The sequence below is a fragment of the Mesorhizobium tamadayense genome (assembly GCF_003863365.1).
GTDB classification, from domain to species: domain Bacteria; phylum Pseudomonadota; class Alphaproteobacteria; order Rhizobiales; family Rhizobiaceae; genus Mesorhizobium; species Mesorhizobium tamadayense.
The window spans coordinates 1-485 of record NZ_RQXT01000234.1 but is presented as its reverse complement, the minus strand read 5'-3'; the positions used below and the strand labels follow the sequence as shown (position 1 = coordinate 485).

The window sequence follows — 485 nt, the reverse complement described above, 5'->3', positions numbered from 1 at the left end:
AGGAACGGATGAAGCTCTTGACCTTGAGCGTGTCGGCGCGGTGGCAGGCGATGCCGGCGCGCAGGCACTCCTCGAGCAGCAGGGCTTCATGACCTCCGGTCGGTTCGCACACGGCGAGGTCTGCGTGTTTGTAGCTCTTCAGCAAGGCGCGGATGGCGCGGCGCTGGTTGGCGATGGTGCGGGTGGTGGCACCGTCGGACATGGTGATGGTGTCCTTGGCGATGTCGAAGCCAAGGCACAGCTGCGGTTGTTGGTGCAAGAAGGCCATGCTGGTGGTATCCTTAAAGGGCTTCGGATTGTTTGCGGGCGTGGCTCAGGCCAGCGGCCAATCAACTCTCCAAGCGATGGCGGACAAGACGGCAGGGACCATGATGACGTCGGGTGCTACCCGGTCCTAGGGACGGTCGCCTGCCGCCGGGACTGCGTGGCTGTTATGGGCCTGCAGTCCCGGCCGCCAGCCTACCCGATCCTTCTCAAACAATCCT

General features: G+C 63.7%; 1 pseudogene. It reads right to left on the bottom strand.

The features are described 5' to 3' along the window. Window positions 1-268 (bottom strand): annotated as a pseudogene (locus EH240_RS37445) (IS110 family transposase); the annotation flags it as partial. Window positions 269-485 lie beyond the last annotated feature (217 nt).